General features: G+C 60.5%; 19 protein-coding genes and 1 other RNA gene. 7 read left to right on the top strand and 13 right to left on the bottom strand.

What is annotated here, in order from left to right:
• The 5 genes from ruvB to ruvC all read right to left on the bottom strand — a co-directional run bounded on the left by ruvB (position 1) and on the right by ruvC (position 2,996).
• A complete protein-coding gene (gene ruvB, locus QO002_RS19405; RefSeq protein ID WP_307232640.1) occupies positions 1-1,041 on the bottom strand; it encodes a Holliday junction branch migration DNA helicase RuvB in 1,041 nt (346 codons plus the stop codon).
• Complete coding sequence (locus QO002_RS19410) at positions 1,038-1,442, bottom strand: type II toxin-antitoxin system VapC family toxin (RefSeq protein ID WP_307232641.1); 405 nt, start codon at positions 1,440-1,442, stop codon at positions 1,038-1,040. The genes ruvB and QO002_RS19410 overlap by 4 nt, the downstream gene beginning before the upstream one ends.
• Positions 1,439-1,723 (bottom strand): AbrB/MazE/SpoVT family DNA-binding domain-containing protein, encoded by a 285-nt coding sequence (locus QO002_RS19415; protein WP_307232643.1) that lies wholly within the window; start codon positions 1,721-1,723, stop codon positions 1,439-1,441. The genes QO002_RS19410 and QO002_RS19415 overlap by 4 nt, the downstream gene beginning before the upstream one ends.
• A 65-nt stretch (positions 1,724-1,788) precedes the next feature.
• Positions 1,789-2,406 (bottom strand): Holliday junction branch migration protein RuvA, encoded by a 618-nt coding sequence (ruvA, locus tag QO002_RS19420; protein ID WP_307232645.1) that lies wholly within the window; start codon positions 2,404-2,406, stop codon positions 1,789-1,791.
• Positions 2,407-2,483: 77 nt separating this feature from the next.
• A complete protein-coding gene (gene ruvC, locus QO002_RS19425) occupies positions 2,484-2,996 on the bottom strand; it encodes a crossover junction endodeoxyribonuclease RuvC (RefSeq protein WP_307232647.1) in 513 nt (170 codons plus the stop codon).
• A 172-nt stretch (positions 2,997-3,168) separates the two neighbouring features.
• Between ruvC and QO002_RS19430 the strand changes: the two genes are divergently transcribed.
• Positions 3,169-4,185 (top strand): LLM class flavin-dependent oxidoreductase, encoded by a 1,017-nt coding sequence (locus QO002_RS19430; RefSeq protein ID WP_307232649.1) that lies wholly within the window; start codon positions 3,169-3,171, stop codon positions 4,183-4,185.
• A gap of 189 nt (positions 4,186-4,374) precedes the next feature.
• Here the strand turns inward: QO002_RS19430 and QO002_RS19435 are convergent, their stop codons facing one another.
• From QO002_RS19435 to QO002_RS19455, 5 genes are all read right to left on the bottom strand, one after another.
• Positions 4,375-5,121 carry a YebC/PmpR family DNA-binding transcriptional regulator gene (locus QO002_RS19435; protein WP_307232651.1) on the bottom strand — a complete coding sequence of 249 codons (747 nt, stop codon included), beginning with the start codon at positions 5,119-5,121 and terminating at the stop codon, positions 4,375-4,377.
• A gap of 86 nt (positions 5,122-5,207) precedes the next feature.
• Positions 5,208-5,681 (bottom strand): hypothetical protein, encoded by a 474-nt coding sequence (locus tag QO002_RS19440; RefSeq protein ID WP_307232654.1) that lies wholly within the window; start codon positions 5,679-5,681, stop codon positions 5,208-5,210.
• 49 nt (positions 5,682-5,730) lie between these two features.
• The gene (locus QO002_RS19445) at positions 5,731-6,570 is read right to left on the bottom strand and encodes an MBL fold metallo-hydrolase (protein WP_307232656.1); all 840 of its coding nucleotides are present in this window, start codon (positions 6,568-6,570) and stop codon (positions 5,731-5,733) included.
• A 141-nt stretch (positions 6,571-6,711) separates the two neighbouring features.
• Entirely contained in the window at positions 6,712-7,536 is an 825-nt protein-coding gene (locus tag QO002_RS19450) for a TIGR00282 family metallophosphoesterase (protein ID WP_307232658.1), read from the bottom strand.
• Positions 7,533-8,123, bottom strand: coding sequence for a 5-formyltetrahydrofolate cyclo-ligase (locus QO002_RS19455; protein WP_307232660.1), 591 nt, complete (start codon positions 8,121-8,123; stop codon positions 7,533-7,535). The genes QO002_RS19450 and QO002_RS19455 overlap by 4 nt, the downstream gene beginning before the upstream one ends.
• Positions 8,124-8,386: 263 nt before the next feature.
• Between QO002_RS19455 and QO002_RS19460 the strand changes: the two genes are divergently transcribed.
• Positions 8,387-8,599, top strand: a complete 213-nt coding sequence (locus tag QO002_RS19460) for a helix-turn-helix domain-containing protein (protein WP_307232662.1) — start codon at positions 8,387-8,389, stop codon at positions 8,597-8,599.
• A 77-nt stretch (positions 8,600-8,676) separates the two neighbouring features.
• Here the strand turns inward: QO002_RS19460 and ssrS are convergent.
• The 3 genes from ssrS to QO002_RS19475 form a co-directional block, all read right to left on the bottom strand.
• Positions 8,677-8,835, bottom strand: a non-coding RNA gene (gene ssrS, locus QO002_RS19465) — 6S RNA.
• Between the two features lie 108 nt (positions 8,836-8,943).
• Positions 8,944-9,321, bottom strand: coding sequence for a cell division protein ZapA (locus QO002_RS19470; protein WP_307232664.1), 378 nt, complete (start codon positions 9,319-9,321; stop codon positions 8,944-8,946).
• A gap of 26 nt (positions 9,322-9,347) precedes the next feature.
• A complete protein-coding gene (locus QO002_RS19475; RefSeq protein ID WP_307232666.1) occupies positions 9,348-9,620 on the bottom strand; it encodes a DUF4164 domain-containing protein in 273 nt (90 codons plus the stop codon).
• A gap of 331 nt (positions 9,621-9,951) precedes the next feature.
• On the opposite strand from QO002_RS19475, the gene tkt reads away from it, so the two are divergent.
• The 5 genes from tkt (at position 9,952) to QO002_RS19500 (ending at position 16,026) form a co-directional block, all read left to right on the top strand.
• Positions 9,952-11,934 (top strand): transketolase, encoded by a 1,983-nt coding sequence (gene tkt, locus QO002_RS19480; protein ID WP_307232668.1) that lies wholly within the window; start codon positions 9,952-9,954, stop codon positions 11,932-11,934.
• Positions 11,935-12,008: 74 nt separating this feature from the next.
• A complete protein-coding gene (gene gap / locus QO002_RS19485; RefSeq protein WP_307232670.1) occupies positions 12,009-13,019 on the top strand; it encodes a type I glyceraldehyde-3-phosphate dehydrogenase in 1,011 nt (336 codons plus the stop codon).
• A 4-nt stretch (positions 13,020-13,023) separates the two neighbouring features.
• Positions 13,024-13,587, top strand: coding sequence for a putative glycolipid-binding domain-containing protein (locus QO002_RS19490; protein ID WP_307232672.1), 564 nt, complete (start codon positions 13,024-13,026; stop codon positions 13,585-13,587).
• A gap of 10 nt (positions 13,588-13,597) precedes the next feature.
• Positions 13,598-14,800, top strand: coding sequence for a phosphoglycerate kinase (locus QO002_RS19495; RefSeq protein WP_307233545.1), 1,203 nt, complete (start codon positions 13,598-13,600; stop codon positions 14,798-14,800).
• A gap of 200 nt (positions 14,801-15,000) precedes the next feature.
• Entirely contained in the window at positions 15,001-16,026 is a 1,026-nt protein-coding gene (locus QO002_RS19500; RefSeq protein WP_307232674.1) for a class I fructose-bisphosphate aldolase, read from the top strand.
• The last annotated feature ends 21 nt before the right edge of the window (positions 16,027-16,047 follow it).

A 16,047-nucleotide genomic window follows, 5' to 3' on the forward strand; every position in this document is an offset into this window, starting at 1 on the left:
TCAGTCGTCTTCCTGGAACAGACGGAACTGGGTGGCCTCAAGATCCTTCGGCACGGTCAGCCCCAGATGCTTCCAGGCATTGGCCGTCAGCACGCGCCCGCGCGGCGTGCGCTGGATAAAGCCCTGCTGGATCATATAGGGCTCGATAATGTCCTCGATCGCATCGCGCGGTTCGGAAAGCCCCGCCGCAATGGTCTCGATGCCGACCGGGCCACCGCCAAAATTGAGCGCGATCATCGTCAGGTAGCGCTTGTCCAGCTGGTCGAAGCCCATGTTGTCAACAAGCAGCCGCGTCAGCGCCTCGTCCGCAATCTGTTTGGTGACGGCCTCTGCCTTGGCCACTTCCGCAAAGTCACGCACGCGGCGCAGCAGCCGGCCGGCGATGCGCGGTGTGCCACGCGAGCGGCGGGCGATCTCGCGGGCGCCCTCGTCCGTCATACCAAGCCCCATCAGCCGCGCGCCACGGCGCACGATCGATTCCAGCTCCTCGACCGTGTAGAAATTCAACCGAACCGGAATACCGAAGCGATCCCGGAGCGGTGTCGTCAAAAGCCCGAGACGGGTGGTGGCGGCAACGAGCGTGAACTTTGAAAGGTCGATCTTCACCGAGCGGGCGGACGGGCCCTCGCCGATGATCAGGTCGAGCTGGAAATCCTCCATGGCCGGATAGAGGATTTCCTCAACCGCCGGGTTGAGCCGGTGGATTTCGTCGATGAACAGCACATCGCGTTCTTCGAGATTGGTCAGCAGCGCCGCAAGATCACCCGCCTTGGCGATGACCGGACCCGAGGTCGAGCGGAAATTGACGCCGAGTTCCTTGGCCATGATCTGCGCCAGCGTTGTCTTGCCAAGGCCGGGCGGGCCAACGAAGAGAACGTGATCCAGCGCCTCACCGCGGTTCTTCGCCGCCTCGATGAAAATCTTCAGGTTGGCGCGTGCTTCCGCCTGCCCCGTGAATTCATCGAGCGACTGCGGCCGCAGCGTCGTATCGATATCCTCGCCGCGCTTTTCGGGGGAGATGAGACGGGCGGGATCATTCATGCGAGACGTTCCATTCCAAGGACATTGCGGGCAGCCTTCACGTCGAAAGTTTTGATGGACTGGCAGCTCTCTTCAAGAGAGCGGCAGGCAATCAGGGCATCAGCGAAATCCGCGTTGTTCGATTCGACAAGCCGAAGGGCTTTTATAACCAGCGTATGATTTTCCACGACCAGCCCCCGCGTATGGAGCAGTCGGTCAATGGCAAGCACGACGTGCTTTTTGGTGTAGCGATATTGCGATCTCAAGGCCCAATCGAGCTCCAGCAAGCTCACCAGCGTGATGAATGCCGAATATTCCCGGCCGAGTCCCTGGCCAAAATCCAGTGCAGCCGCCCTTTGCGTTGGATCATCATCGACAAACAGGCGCAGCACGACATTCGTATCGAGGCCAAAAACAATCATGCCGCAGCATCCGATTGGGCAACATCATCCGTGTCGACAACATTGGCACCGCCGGCTTTGAGAACCGAGGAATCGACCTCATCCAGGCTCGCCACCCCAGCGGGTGGTTTACCGAGGAGCCCGCCCAGATCGTTGAAATCCACGTTCTTGGGCGTGACGACCACTTCGCCATCGATAAAAGAATAAATGAGCTGATCGCCCGGACGAAGGTTGAGAGCCTCCCGCATTTCCTTGGGGATAGTGACCTGCCCTTTCGGCGAAAGCGTAAGCTCCCAAAACATCGAGAAATTCCTACAAAATTCGTTTCGGAAGAAATTTTAGCAAATTTCCGCCGTTTCGCAACAACCTATCGCGACAGCTCCTTCAACCCCAACCGGATAAGCTTGGCGCTGTCAGCACCCTCGCCGCCGTTCTTCAGGGCGGCGGCAACAGCGTTTGCGGCCTGATCGCGGGAATATCCGAGGTTGGTCAGCGCCGAAACGGCATCCGAAACCGGCGCCGAGGCAACGCCCTCGCCCAGTTCCTGTTTGAGGCCAATATTGGCGGAAGCCTCGCCTGCGAAGGCCGGCGCCTTGTTCTTCAGTTCCGTGACGATGCGCACCGCGACTTTCGGGCCGACGCCGGGCGCGCGCGAAACCGAAGTCTTGTCCTGAAGTGCGATCGCGTTGGCAAGTTCGCCGGGCGTCAGAACGGAAAGAACGGCCAAGGCCACCTTGGAGCCGACGCCTTGAACGCTCTGCAGCAGGCGAAACCATTCGCGTTCCAGGGCTGTCAAGAAGCCGAACAGCCGCAGCTGGTCTTCACGGACATAGGTCTCGATGAACAGGATTGCGGCTTCACCCGAGGAACCGAGCTTCGACAGGGTGCGCGCCGAGCAGTATGCAACATAGCCGACGCCGTGCACGTCCAGAACCACATGGTCCTCGCCGATCTCATCGATCGTTCCCTTCAACTTGCCGATCATCGGTCATTGTCCTTTGCGTATGGAAATCGCTTGGCTGCGGTGGCGGAATGGGGTGACCCGCAGCGTCGCATCAGTGGTTAGCCGGCCAATGCCGCAAGCCGCGATGACAGGGCTTGCCGGTTGTGCGCATGGCAGATGGCGATGGCGAGCGCATCGGCGGCATCATTGCCCTTGAAGACGACCTTCGGCATCAAGACCTTCAGCATCATGTGGATCTGCTGCTTTTCACCATGACCGACGCCGATCACGGCCTTCTTGACAGCATTCGGAGCGTATTCGGCAACCTTGAGTCCAGCGCGGGCCGGCACCAGCATGGCGATGCCGCGGGCCTGACCGAGCTTCAAGGTCGCAACCGCATCCTTGTTGACGAAGGTCTGCTCGACCGCCGCCTCGTCCGGCTTGTAGCTGTGGATCACCTCTGCAAGACCGTCATGCAACTGGCACAAGCGCGAGGCGAGATCCATGTCGCCATCCGAGGTCACCGTGCCGGAGGCGACAAAGCGCAGCGAGTTGCCGAGCGTATCCACGACACCCCAACCGGTGCGCCGCAGACCGGGGTCGATGCCAATAATGCGAATCGTCGTCGTCATGCCGTGAACCCTAATGTCATCGGCGGAAAGCTGCCAGTAAAATGTGAACAAAACAAAAACAAACCACAGGCGCTCCCTCCCGACCGAGGCATCAATCCGTCACCTTTCCGCCTTGGATTCGCGACGGGAGCACTTACATGAGGGAAAAGATCCATTTTCCCAGGGCATGACGATGATCCCCTTTTCCATCCTCGACCTTTCCCCCATCACGCAAGGCTCTACCGTTTCGCAGGCGCTGGCGAATTCCCGCAGGCTTGCGCAGGAAGCCGAAGCGCAAGGCTACAAGCGCTTCTGGCTTGCCGAACATCACGGCATGAAAGGTATCGCCAGCGCCGCGACCTCGATCGTCATTTCCCATGTGGCGGCAGGCACCAATACGATCCGCGTCGGCTCGGGCGGCATCATGCTGCCGAATCATTCGCCGCTGGTGATTGCAGAGCAATTCGGCACGCTGGCCGCCCTTTATCCGGGCCGCATCGACCTGGGGCTTGGTCGGGCGCCGGGAACTGACATGCGCACGGCAGCGGCGCTGCGCCGCAACATGGAGGCGAGCGCCAACAATTTCCCGAATGACGTCGTGGAACTGCAGGCTTTGCTTGCGCCAGTCGGTGAAAGCCAGGGGCTGATCGCCATTCCGGGCGCCGATAGCAATGTGCCGATCTGGCTCCTCGGCTCCAGCCACTTCAGCGCCCATCTGGCCGGCATGCTCGGCCTGCCCTTCGCCTTCGCCTCACATTTTGCACCGGACATGCTGATGTCGGCTCTGGAAATCTACCGCGAGCGCTTCGAGCCTTCAGAGTATCTCGACCAGCCGCATGCGATGGTCGGGATCATGGGCGTCGCCGCCGATACGGACAAGGAGGCAGATTATCTCTTCACTTCCATGCAACAGTCCTTCGTGGCGCTGCGCCGCAATGCCCGCGGCCAGTTTCCGCCACCAGTCGACAGCATGGATGGCCTCTGGCACGAAAGCGAAAAGGCTTTCGTCGATCAGGCTATGACCTATGCGGTGGTCGGCGGGCCTGAGGCGGTGGAGAAAAAGCTCAAAACCTTCATCCGAAATACGGGCGCTGACGAACTGATCGTCTCCATGCCGATCTTCGACATGGATGCGCGGTTGAAATCGGTGCGGCTCTTTGCCGACGCGCAGAAGAAACTGGCCGCAGCCGACGGTCGCGACGCCGCCTGAGCTTTCATCAGGCAACGAAAAGCCCGCCTCCGGCATCCGGAGCGGGCTGAGTTTGTTCCGGCCTCACACTCCGCGTCATCCTAGAGTCGAGGATCTTCCAGCCTATCTTCACAAATGGAGAGACTGATAGAGGCTCGGCTCAAGGCCGAGTATGACGGAACAGAGATGGGAATGTGACACTCCTCAAAATCAGGCCGAAAGCTTGGCCATGACTTCGTCGGAGACTTCGAAGTTGGTGTAGACGTTCTGGACGTCATCATCGTCTTCCAGCGTATCAATCAGCTTCATCAGCGACTGCGCCTTTTCCTCGTCGACCGGAACGGTGTTCTGCGCGCGCCAGATGGCTTTTACGGTTTCAGCTTCGCCGAGCGTCGCTTCGAGCGCCTTGGAGACTTCGCCGATATCCTCGAAACCGCAGATGATCGTGTGGCCTTCCTCGTCGGTGCTCACGTCCTCGGCACCTGCCTCGATCGCGGCTTCCATGACCTTGTCGTCATTGCCAACGGAAAGCTTGTAGGTGATTTCGCCGACACGATCGAAGGAGAAGGAGACAGAACCGGTTTCGCCAAGCGCGCCGCCGGCCTTGGTGAAGGTCGAGCGGACGTTGGAGGCTGTGCGGTTGCGGTTGTCGGTCAGCGCTTCAACGATGACGGCGACGCCGCCCGGGCCATAACCCTCGTAACGCACTTCGTCATAGTTCTCGCTGTCGGCACCGGACGCCTTCTTGATGGCGCGCTCGATGTTGTCCTTCGGCATGGACTGGGCCTTGGCGTTCTGGATCGCCAGGCGCAGGCGTGCATTCATGGAAGGATCGGGCAGGCCTCCCTTGGCGGCAACGGTGATTTCGCGCGCGAGCTTGGAGAACATCTTGGAGCGGACGGAGTCCTGCTTGCCCTTGCGGTGCATGATGTTCTTGAACTGTGAATGGCCGGCCATGGCGCCCTCTTTGCAATGCTTGTCGTGTCAGGATTGGGGCGCCTTATAGTTTCATCGGCGCTTTTCGTCCAGCAGGGGGCGATTTTTTAGTTTGTCTCGATGCGCGCGCGGCTGAGAAAGAAGGAATGGCCGTCGTCGCGTTTGCAGGCGAGCCCCTTGCGTGTGGAGAGGCAGCTGAAAGGACCTGCCGACCAGCGTTGGCCATAGTCCAGCACCGGGCCTGCTGAACAGCAGCTGGGATCACCGACGTCCCGCAGCAGATCCCCCGGCCCTGTTCGAGAAAGCACAGCCCTGACATAACGCGGTTCCACCCGATCGCAGACAAGCTCCGGCCCTCCATCGGCAGGGCGATACACGTCCGTGCCACCTTTCGGAGTGTAGATACAGCCGATATTGCCGGAGGGCAGGACGAACTCTTCCTGCTCACCCATGGATCCGGCGACATCTGGCGTCGCCTTGGTCGCGCTACCCTCCGCGGTCGGCATTCGCGGCGGCGGGACGCCCTCAGCCTGCGCGACCAGCGGCAGCAACACGAGAAACAGCAGCGCACGAAGATACATGGGGCGATCTCCAAAGACATGCCGCGGGATGGTCCCATGCAAGGCTATGTCACACGCCCTTGAGGATATAAATCAAAGGCTTGCCTGGCAAGGAGCGGAGCGAGACGATAACGTTGTCGCTCTCGGCAAATGAACGATCGAACTTTTCATCAAACATCGAGAGAAAATTATCGATCGGCGGCCCGCGGCGATGCATCGGCAGGATGAGCGCCGACCGCAGGCGGCTCACGACCCGGCTCATGCTTTCCGCCCCCATCGTCAGGCCGCCATCGACCGGCACCATGACGACATCCAGCCGGCCAATCTCTGCATAATGGCTGTCGTCCAGTTCGTGATGCAGGTGGCCGAGGTGGCCGATACACAGGCCTGCGACTTCGAAGATGAAGATCGAATTGCCGTTCGGTTCCATGGCGCCGTAGCCGGAACGGATATCGGTGGTGACATTGCGGATGGAGACATCACCCACCACGAGATCGTGGTCCGCCGGCTTTCCGTCATCGCTCCAACCGTGCAGGACATGCTTGATTGCGGGATCGGGCGTCAGCGTGAAATGACTGGAATGCGCCTTGTTCATCGTTACGACCGTCGGCAGGCGCGGCGGCTTGTACCAGCCGCTATAATCCGTCGCGATCGCAATGCCGCCGGGCGTTTCGATCAGGAAGGTGGAATGGCCGACATAGGTGATCGACACCTCCTCCCCTGCGGCCTGGGCCGGGAAAATCGGTGGCGTGAAGCTTGCAAAAGTAGCTGACGGCAGCGCGCCGGCAATCGCCTGGCACTGGCTGACCCTCGGCACCGGGGTTGCCGATTGGGCATGGGCCTTCATTGGCCAGAGGGTATGCAAAAGCACGATCGCGGCAAATGTGTAGATGGCATAACGCAGCATCATGCACCTCGCTTGCAAGGATTTGCACGGCGCAGGATAGGCATGAGCGACATCAGGTAAAGCGGATTGCGCGCCGGCTATTTCACAATCGCGTCATCGCCAGGCTCAGGCGCGAACGGCTTAGGAGGCGAGCCCGGTGTCATCTCACTCCCAGAACGCCGGAATACTTTCAGCAAGACGTGGGCCGATTCGAAGTGGAGCCACGGCTTCTGCAAGGCCGGTGCGATCGGAGATTTCGACACCGAGGCCGCAGATCGTCGCGGGGCCGGACGCTGCCTCGAAGCGGCCCTTCGGCATCTTGGAGATGAACCGGTTGAGCGGTTCTTCCTTTTCCATGCCGAGCGAGCTGTCATAGTCGCCACACATGCCGGCATCGCTCATATAGGCGGTGCCGCCATTGAGGATCTGGTGATCGGCGGTCGGCACATGGGTATGGGTACCGACCACGAGGCTGGCGCGGCCATCGACGAAGTGGCCGAAGCATTGCTTTTCGCTCGTCGCTTCGGCGTGGAAATCGAAGATGATGGCATCGGCCTGCTCCTTCAGCGGACATGCCGCAAGGATCGCCTCGGCCGACTTGAAGGGATCGTCAAGCTCCGGGTGCATGAACACCCGGCCCATGATATTGGCGACCAGCACGCGCGCGCCGTTGCGGGCGAAATAGAGGTTGGAACCGCGTCCGGGCGTCCCCGCCGGATAGTTGGCAGGTCGCAGGAACTGGTCGTGCCGTTCGCAGAACACCACGGCCTCCTTCTGGTCCCAGACGTGATTGCCGGTGGTGACGACATCGGCACCGGCATTGATGGTTTCGAGGAAGATTTCCTCGGTGATGCCGAAGCCGCCGGCGGCATTCTCGCCGTTGACGATGACGAAATCGAGCTTCAGGTCGCTGACGAGGCCGGGCAATCGATCCCAGACCGCCGTACGGCCGGTCTTGCCCACCATGTCACCCAGAAACAGAAGTCTCATCCGTCGATCCCCGATCCAAAAATACGAAAGCCGCTTTCCGTCAGCATGGCATCGAGCGCCACGTCATGCGGTTCGGCGGGCACTGATGCCACTTCCTGGCAGTCGAATGCAATCCCGATCAGCTTCGGTGTCTTACCTTTGGCCCGCAATCGGTCGATCGCCCGGTCGTAATAGCCGGCGCCGTAGCCTATGCGATGGCCGCCTCTATCGAATGCCGAAAGCGGCACCAGCATGATGTCCGGATCCAGCACGGCAGCATCCGGTCCCGGCCCTGACGTCCCGAAGCCCGTCCCGATCATATCCGCAGCCTGCGAAAACGCGCGAAAGACGATAGTCTCCTTGTCGATGATGGCCGGCAGGCAAAGCCGCGCGCCCCGCTCCTGCAAATGCACCATCAGCGGGCGAACATCGATTTCCGAGCGTATGGGCCAGAAGCCGGAAACCACCGTGTCCGGCGAAAGCTCGATCGCTTCTCCCGCATGCTCAAGGATGGACAGGCTTGCTGCAATGCGCGCCTGGGGATCGAGAGCATCGCGCAGAGCAAGCCGCTCCTTGCGCAGATTATTTTTCAGTTCCCTGGGTGTCACTGGAATAGAGCCCCTGATGTCATCGTCTTCTCTCCGGATCTGTCGTGTCCCCGGCGCAATAAACTGCAACCTGCGCAACTTTTTAAGCCCGCGCAACGTCTTGCTCGAAATGAAACATGGTTAGCAGTCTGTTCATCATCCTGCGGGGTTTCGCTGTCCAAGCCCGATCGAGCGGTGCAAGAACAAGCGAAATCAGCAGAAACACAGTTCGGTGGCCACGGGGTTTTTCCGCGGAGAGCTGTAGAAATGGGAATGGCATGTCCATGAAGGACAATTTGCTTCAGGAACTCAATGCACTGGAATTGCGGTGCCTTGCGCTCGCGGCCCGTGGACGGACCCGCAACGACATCACCCTCGAAACCGATATTTCCCACGACCGCATTGATGATGCATTCGTCTCGGCCATGCGCAAGCTGCAAGCCGGCAACGTGGCGGAAGCAATCTTCCGCGCCGCGCGCATGGACCTTATTTCCTGATACCCCAGTCGAAATTATCATCTCTGCGCGCGCAGCACGCGTTGTCGTTCGTGATAAAATCCAGGGAAAAGGGAAAAGTGCGATCCACGACAACCGATGGATGTTTACGATCCTGGGTGCCTACAAACGTAGGTGGGCGCCATATGTCCAGGCCCACGAGCCTGGTCAGGGACAGCTCCCGTTGGATCGAGTATGGCCCCAGGGATTGTGGTTCCTGTCGGGAAGCGCAGACCGCATCGGGAATATAGTGTGCTTTCGGGATGGGCGCCAGTGGTCCCCGGAAACTAATCGGACCATCAGCGAAAAGCTTCGGCCTCCCCTCCCCGAACATGAAGATGGTCTCGTCAGGCCGAAGGCTTGGCGGGTGGCACGCTGACTTTGGCGGCAATGACTTCTATCTGCGAGGTAACCTCGGAAAGGGCCATAGCCAGCGCTTCCTCGGATTTCGCATGATCCAGCACCGCCTCATCGCGGGCGCGCTTCAGATTGCCGACTTCGGTTTCCAGTGCCTTCAGCCTGCGGTTCACTTCGCTGAGTTCGTCCATGACCATGATGCCGGCCATGACCGTTAGCCGCAGGTCACCAATTTCGCCGAACTGGGTCTTGAGGTGACCGACATACTGATCGAATCGCCCGGCAAGCTCTTCCAGATGGCTTTCCTGACCTTCCTCGCAAGCCATACGATAGGCCTTGCCATCGATCATTACCGTTACTTGCGCCATGCCTCACCTGATCCCGTTTGACCGCCCTAGCGGTCGAGAACTGCCCTGATCGTTTCCATGGCCGTCACCAGACGACGCGACACTTCGCGGTTGACCTCCTCCAGACGGTTGGCGCGAAATTGTGATTGATCGAGTTCCTGGGCCAGCCGGGAACGATCCGTGTTGACGCGCCGGACCTCGCTCTCGATCTCGCCTTGGTCCAATTCGCGGTCGAAACGCCGGTCGATCGCGCTTTCCAGACCGGCCACGGCGCCGCGCAGGTCCTCGATCGCTGCCCTGACTGTCTTTCCTGACGTCATGTCGTCCTTCCGGCCCGCGCCGAATCGGCGCAGCGGCCTCGCATGTCCTGTGGTCCCAACGCTATTAAACCCATTCCGCTGATGGGAACAACGGCAACAGCCCCGCAGTAAGGCAGAAGCTGTGGATCAAGCATCTTTTAAATCGATTTGTATCCGCACACCCATGCAAAGGGCCTTGCTGCTTCGACCACTCGAAAATGTGCCATCGCGCCGGTCAAAAGGGCCGTTTTTATTGACTCCAACGAAGCAGGTGCTATGTGTCAGCCGCTTCTGATACGGTCTTTGGAGGATAGAGACCGTTCCCTGTCCACGAACTCAAGCGGAACAGTCTATGATCTCTCGCGAAAAACATGACCGGATGGCAAATGCGATCCGATTCCTCTCCATGGATGCCGTCGAAAAGGCAAACTCGGGTCACCCGGGCCTGCCGATGGGCGCAGCCGACGTGGCAACGGTTCTATTCTCCCGTTACCTGAAATTCGATCCGAAGGCGCCACTCTGGGCTGACCGTGACCGCTTCGTGCTGTCCGCCGGCCATGGCTCGATGCTGCTCTACTCGCTGCTCTATTTGACGGGCTACGAAGACATGACCATCGAGGACATCAAGCAGTTCCGCCAGCTCGGCTCCAAGACTGCCGGCCACCCGGAATACGGCCATGCCTCGGGCATCGAAACCACCACCGGCCCGCTCGGCCAGGGCATCGGAAATGCCGTCGGCATGGCGATCGCCGAGCGCAAGCTCGAAGAGGAGTTCGGCTCCGACCTGCAGAACCACTTCACCTATGTGCTCTGCGGCGACGGCTGCCTGATGGAAGGCATCAGCCACGAGGCGATCGCACTTGCCGGTCACCTGAAGCTCAGCAAGCTCGTTCTCTTCTGGGATAACAACAACATCACCATCGACGGCGCCGTTTCGCTTTCGGATAGCACAGACCAGATCGCCCGCTTCAAGGCTGTTCATTGGAACACGATTGAAGTCGACGGCCATGACCCGGAACAGATTGCAGCTGCGATCGAAGCTGCCCAGAAGTCGGATCGTCCGACCTTCATCGCCTGCAAGACGACCATCGGCTTCGGCGCCCCGAACAAGGCCGGCACCCACAAGGTTCACGGCTCGCCGCTCGGCGCGGAAGAAATCGCCGCAACCCGCAAGGCGCTGAACTGGGAAAGCCCGGCGTTTGAGACCCCGGCCGACGTTCTCGACGCATGGCGCGCTGCCGGCACCCGTTCCGTCGATGCCCGCAAGGCATGGGAAGGCCGCCTTGCCGCGACCGAAACAACCAAGAAGTCCGAGTTTACCCGCCGTTTTGCCGGCGAACTCGTTGGCAACTTCGACGAAGCAATCGACGCCTACAAGAAGAAGCTCGCTGAAAACCCGCCGACAGTTGCCACCCGCAAGGCTTCGGAAGACGCGCTCGAGGTCATCAATGGCATCCTGCCGGAAACACTTGGCGGCTCTGCCGACCTGACGCCGTCGAACAACACCAAGACCAGCCAGATGAAGTCGATCACCCCGACCGATTTCTCGGGCCGCTACATGCACTGGGGCATCCGCGAACACGGCATGGCTGCCGCCATGAACGGCGTCGCGCTGCACGGTGGTCTGATCCCCTACTCCGGCGGCTTCATGATCTTCTCGGATTATTGCCGTCCTTCGATCCGTCTTGCCGCTCTCATGGGCATCCGTGTCATCCACGTCCTGACGCATGATTCGATCGGCGTAGGCGAGGATGGCCCGACCCACGAGCCGGTCGAGCATATGGCCGCTCTGCGCGCCATCCCGAACCTGCTGATGTTCCGCCCGGCTGACGCGGTTGAAACCGCCGAGTGCTGGCAGCTTGCCCTCGAGAGCCAGCATCGTCCCTCCGGCCTGGCGCTGACCCGCCAGAACCTGGCACCGGCGCGTCTCGAATATGTTGCGGAGAACCTTTCGGCGCTGGGTGCTTACGAACTCATTTCCACCGCCGATGCCAAGGTTTCGATCTTCGCTTCCGGTTCGGAAGTCGAGCTTGCCGTCAAGGCAGCGGCCGAACTGAAGGGCAAGGGCATCGCTGCCCGCGTCGTCTCCGTTCCCTGCGTCGAACTCTTCGATGAACAGTCGGATGAGTACAAGAAATCAGTGCTCGGAACGGCTCCAGTCAAGATCGGTGTCGAAGCTGCCGTTCGCCAGGGCTGGGACCAGTTCATCGGCGCCGACGGCACTTTTATCGGCATGCGCTCCTTCGGCGCCTCCGGCCCGGCCAAGGACCTGTTCAAGCACTTCGGCATCACCGTGGAAGCGATCGTCGCTGCCGCTGAAGCCAAGGTTTCCTAACGCATTGCGGAGCGCGCTTTGACGGTGCGCTCCGACCCCGCCTTCCCAAGAACCTTTTATAGGGAGATTCCCGCATGACAGTGAAAGTCGCCATCAACGGATTTGGCCGTATCGGCCGCAATGTTCTCCGCGCCATCGTCGAATCCGGCCGCACCGACATCGAAGTCGTCGCCATCAACGACCTCGGCCCGGTCGAGACCAACGCCCACCTGCTGCGCTACGACTCGATCCACGGCAAGTTCCCGGCCGACGTCAAGGTCGAGGGCGACACGATCATCGTCGGCGGCGGCAAGCCGATCAAGGTCACCGCCATCAAAGACCCGGCGACCCTGCCGCACGGCGAAATGGGCGTCGACATCGCGCTCGAATGCACCGGCATCTTCACGGCTCGCGACAAGGCTGCCCTGCACCTGACGGCTGGCGCAAAGCGCGTTATCGTATCGGCACCGGCCGACGGCGCTGACCTCACCGTCGTCTTTGGCGTCAACCACAACGAACTGACCAAGGAACACCTGGTCATCTCCAACGCATCCTGCACCACCAACTGCCTCGTTCCGGTCGTAAAGACCCTGGACGACGTTGTCGGCATCGATCATGGCTTCATGACCACGATCCATTCCTACACCGGCGACCAGCCGACGCTCGATACCATGCACAAGGACCTGTACCGCGCCCGCGCTGCAGCGCTCTCCATGATCCCGACCTCGACGGGCGCTGCCAAGGCCGTCGGCCTCGTGCTGCCGCACCTCAAGGGCAAGCTCGACGGCACCTCGATCCGCGTGCCGACCCCGAACGTCTCGGTCGTCGACTTCAAGTTCGTTGCCAAGCGCGACACGACGGTTGCCGAAATCAACGGTGCGATCAAGGCTGCTGCCGACGGCGCCCTCAAGGGTATCCTCGGCTACACCGACGAGCCGCTGGTGTCGCGTGACTTCAACCACGACAGCCACTCCTCGATCTTCGCCAACGACCAGACCAAGGTTCTCGAAGGCAAGTTCGTGCGTATCCTTTCCTGGTATGACAACGAGTGGGGCTTCTCCAACCGCATGGCCGACACGGCCGTTGCGATGGCAAAGCTGATCTAAAGCCATGTTTCGCGCCCTTTCCCCGACCACGGCCCGCTGGCGCCCGCTGGACGGGGAAGGGCTCGAACATCTGAGCTTGGGTCCTCACGCCGACGGCATTCGCGCCTCAAGCGTGCTGATCGGAGAGCGCGGCCGCCGCCCTTACGGCGTCCACTACATCATTGATTGCAACGCTCATTGGGCAGTGCTTTCCTTCCGCGTCGAAACCACGGATGGCAGGCGACTGGCACTTACGTCCGACGGAAATGGGCACTGGCGCAACGAAGCGGACGTTCCCCTTCCCCTGTTCGACGGCTGCATCGATATCGATCTTGCCGGAACCCCCTTCACCAATACCCTGCCGATCCGTCGCCTCGCGCTCAAACCGCAGCATGGCACCGCAAAGTTAGACATGCTCTACGTGCCGTTCGATACGTTTGAGCCCTTGCGGGACGCACAGCATTACACCTGCCTCGACGAAGAAAAGCTCTATCGCTATGAAGCAGAGGACCGCAGCTTCACGGCCGAGCTTCCCGTCGATGCGGATGGGCTGGTGACGGATTACCCCACCCTTTTCAAGAGACTATGACCGGAGAAAACTGATGACCTTCAAGACCCTCGACGATCTCACCGATATCGCCGGCAAGCGCGTGCTCGTGCGCGTCGATCTCAACGTTCCGGTCAAGGACGGCAAGGTGACCGATGCTACCCGCATCGAGCGCGTCGTGCCGACCATTCGCGAACTATCCGAAAAAGGCGCAAAGGTAATCCTCCTCGCCCATTTCGGCCGTCCCAAGGGTGAACCGGTCGCCGACATGTCGCTCTCGACCATCGCACCTGATGTCGAGGACATCCTCGACCACCGCGTCCAGTTCGCAGCCGATTGCATCGGCGAAAAGGCCGGGACGGCCGTGACTGCCATGAACAATGGCGACGTGCTGCTGCTTGAAAACACCCGCTTCCACAAGGGCGAAGAAAAGAACGATCCGGATTTCATCAAGGCGCTGGCCGTCAATGGCGACATCTACGTCAACGATGCCTTCTCGGCCGCCCACCGCGCCCATGCCTCGACGGAAGGTCTTGCCCAGGTCCTGCCCGCCTATGCCGGCCGCACCATGCAAGCGGAGCTTGAGGCGCTGGAAAAGGGCCTCGGCAATCCGAAGCGCCCGGTCGTCGCCATCGTCGGCGGCGCCAAGGTCTCGACCAAGATCGACCTGCTGATGAACCTCGTGAAGAAGGTCGATGCGCTGGTCATCGGCGGCGGCATGGCCAACACCTTCATCGCGGCACGCGGCACCGACGTCGGCAAGTCGCTCTGCGAGCATGATCTCGCCGAAACCGCCAAGAAGATCATGATCGAGGCAGCTTCCTCGGGTTGCGCCATCGTGCTTCCGGTCGATGGCGTCGTCGCCCGGGAATTCAAGGCTGGTGCCGACAACGAGGTTGTCGATATCGATGCAATCCCGGCCGATGCCATGGTGCTCGATGTCGGCCCGAAGTCGATTGCTGCCGTCAACGAATGGGTTTCCAAGGCCGAAACGCTCGTATGGAACGGTCCGCTCGGCGCCTTTGAAATCGCCCCCTTCGACAAGGCAACCGTTGCCGTTGCCAGGCACGCCGCTGCTCGCACCAGGAGCGGTGCTCTGGTCTCCGTCGCCGGTGGCGGTGATACAGTTTCGGCCATGAACCATGCTGAAGTCGCAGACGACCTTTCCTATGTTTCGACGGCCGGCGGCGCCTTCCTCGAATGGATGGAAGGCAAACCGCTTCCCGGCGTCGATATCCTCAACCAGGCGAAGTAATCCGTCTTTTGATATTGCAATGGAAACCCCGGCTTCGCGCCGGGGTTTTGCTTTCACGAACGATCTTCAAGAAAATTACTGCAGAGTTTCAATCGATTAAAATTATTTCAATCGTTTTAAACATTTTAATTTTAATTTGCATCGCGTTATTCTTCTGCTATCGGCGAACTGTACGTCCGAACCAAACAGGGAGAATGCTGATGAGCGAAAGACTGGAAGATATTGCCGCCGCCATGGTCGCCAAGGGCAAGGGCCTGCTGGCTGCCGACGAATCCACGGCAACGATCGGCAAGCGCTTCGAAACCATCGGCCTGGAATCGACCGAAACATCCCGTCGCGATTACCGCGAGATGCTGTTGCGCACTGACGATGCGATGAAATCCTGCATCTCCGGCGTCATTCTCTATGAAGAAACCCTGTTCCAGAAGGCTGCCGATGGCACGTCGCTGGTTGATGTCATCCGCGCCGCCGGCGCCGTACCCGGCATCAAGGTCGACACCGGCGCAAAGCCGATGGCGAAGTTTCCCGGCGAAACCATCACCGAAGGCCTCGACGGCCTCGCTGCCCGCCTGAAAACCTATTACGACGCCGGCGCCCGTTTCGCGAAGTGGCGCGGCGTGATCTCCATTTCCGACGTACTGCCGACCCGCGGTGCTGTCCGCGCCAACGCCCAGGCGCTTGCTCGCTATGCCGCCCTTTGCCAGGAAGCCGGCATCGTTCCGATCGTCGAGCCGGAAGTGCTGATGGACGGCACGCCGGGCGATCATACAATCGAGCGCTCCTATGAAGTCACGGAAAACGTCCTGCGCATCGTATTTGAGGAGCTGGCCGAAGCGCGCATTTCCCTCGAAGGCATGATCCTGAAGCCGAGCATGGTCATCGACGGCAAGAAGAACCGCAAGGCTTCCGTCAACGAAGTCGCGGACCGCACCATAGAAGTGCTGAAGCGCACGGTGCCCTCCGCCGTGCCGGGTATCGCCTTCCTGTCCGGTGGCCAGTCCACGGAAGAAGCAACCGCTCATCTCTCGGCCATTGTCGCCGGCCACACCCTGCCCTGGGGCCTCACCTTCTCCTATGGCCGTGCTTTGCAGGCCGAGGCGCTCACCGCCTGGGGCGGCAAGCCGGAGAATATCGCAGCCGGTCAGCGTGCCTTCCTGCACCGCGCCCGCATGTGCAGCCTCGCCGCGACGGGCGGCTGGAAGAAGGACCTCGAAAAGGCAGCCTGATAACCGTTTCAGGAGGAACAG

Source organism: Pararhizobium capsulatum DSM 1112 (genome assembly GCF_030814475.1).
In the GTDB taxonomy this organism is placed as follows: domain Bacteria; phylum Pseudomonadota; class Alphaproteobacteria; order Rhizobiales; family Rhizobiaceae; genus Pararhizobium; species Pararhizobium capsulatum.